This is a genomic window from Bacillota bacterium (assembly GCA_012837285.1).
In the GTDB taxonomy this organism is placed as follows: domain Bacteria; phylum Bacillota; class DTU030; order DUMP01; family DUMP01; genus DUNI01.
The window spans coordinates 1-1,650 of record DURJ01000020.1 but is presented as its reverse complement, the minus strand read 5'-3'; the positions used below and the strand labels follow the sequence as shown (position 1 = coordinate 1,650).

At 52.5% G+C, this 1,650-nt stretch carries 2 protein-coding genes; both read right to left on the bottom strand.

Annotated features, from left to right (window positions below):
- Positions 1-94: 94 nt before the first annotated feature.
- Positions 95-376: a hypothetical protein gene (locus GX016_01295; protein HHT70197.1), complete on the bottom strand. Its 282-nt coding sequence runs from the start codon at positions 374-376 to the stop codon at positions 95-97.
- A gap of 343 nt (positions 377-719) precedes the next feature.
- Entirely contained in the window at positions 720-1,568 is an 849-nt protein-coding gene (locus GX016_01290) for a 4Fe-4S binding protein (protein HHT70196.1), read from the bottom strand.
- Between the last annotated feature and the right edge of the window lie 82 nt (positions 1,569-1,650).

Here is a 1,650-nt window from a genome sequence, read left to right as displayed (position 1 = left end):
CCCGGCCGCCGATGACAAAATAAAAGTCCAGGCCTTGCTCCTTAAATCCCTCCAGCTCCGGCTGCAACTGCAACACCTCTTGCACACAGCCGCCTCACCCCAGAGAGAAAAAGCTTATTATCGCCGGCCTCCCCGAATCGGGCTTGAACTTCACTTCTGCACCGGTGAGAAAATCTTTGCCGGCAAAAGCTGCCGCCCTCACACTGCCGCCAAGGGCAGGATCCCAGGATTCCTCCGATGTCTCGTTCCCATTCGGCACAGGCCCTGATAGGTCTTCCATTGGCGGCTCAATTGCTTCCTTTCGACCACACCCGGCAACAGTCAACGCCAATACTAGCAAAAGCACTATTATCACCCAACTGTAACGCTTGGCCACCTTTCTTCCACCCTCCTGCCCCAGCCTAAATTACGAGACCTTCAGTATAACAGACTTTCTACCTTGGCTTACTAAGCTAGTGACATCTTTGTCCATTCCTTGTCTACAAAAAACAATCTTTTTGGGCAAATTAACTTGCCTTGGTTGTATCTAGTCCCCTTTCACGTCATGGCCACCAAAACTGTTCTTTTTTGTCATCCTGAGGGCTTTGCCCGAAGGATCTTGAAAGACTCCTCAGTACTTTGCTCCTTCAGAATCACGGACAATATACTTCATTTGTCGTACTACGGGCATCGCTGGGCATTCGATAACGCCATTTACCCCTGAATCGACACCCTTGGTTTCAGCAGCGGATATTAACTCCCGGAACCTGGAGCCCAGACAGGGCGCGACTAAAAGTCAGGGCACCGGTTGGACAAGCCTTCGCGCACTCCAGGCAGCGAACACAGGCAGAAGAGTTAGGATCTTTGTGGGGAACCAGCCCGACCGAGCAGCGACGGCTGCAGGCATGGCAACCCGTACAGAGGGATTGATCCACCTGCAGGCGCCACAAGCTCAGATGATTAAACAACCCATAGAAAGCTCCCAGTGGGCACAGCACCCGGCAAAACGGTCGCCAAATAACAATCCCAGCCAAAATCAACGCCGCCAAAATTGCCAGTTTGACCAAAAACACCGGCCCCATTAGCTCCCGAAGCTCTGGTCGGAGAAACACCAGTGGCAATCCTGCTTCCAGGGTGCCGGCGGGGCAGATGTACTTACAGAAGTACGGCTCCGCTATCCCCACCGCACTGCGCCACACAAACGGCAAAGTCACTGTCAGCCCCAACACAATAAACTTAACATATTCAGCCGCCCGCGGTAGCTGCCATTTTCTTGTTTTTAAGCCGTATAATATATCCTGGAATAAACCAAACGGACAAAGCCAGCCGCAAACCACCCGGCCACCTAAAGCCCCCACAGCCGTCAGGACTCCCAATACATACAAAGAAACTGTCTGACTAAACCCCGCTGCCAACGACTGAAACGAACCCACCGGGCAGGATCCCCAGGCTCCGGGGCAGGAATAGCAATTCAAAAATGGAACACAGACAGCCTTAAGCGGTCCCCGATAGATACGAGCCTGAAGGAAACCGGGGAAATAAGAGTTAGCCAGGATAGCGGTCGTAAATTGCGTCAATCGTCGTCGCATAGTACTGCCTCCAACTTAGCTCAGGCCCATACATTGCAAACATAGACTAATCCCTTTTTCCAACACCGCTCCCGCTTCCCCT

Excerpts from the sequence above, each read along its gene's own strand:
- GX016_01290 (HHT70196.1), bottom strand. The coding sequence starts at position 1,568 with ATGCGACGACGATTGACGCAATTTACGACCGCTATCCTGGCTAACTCT.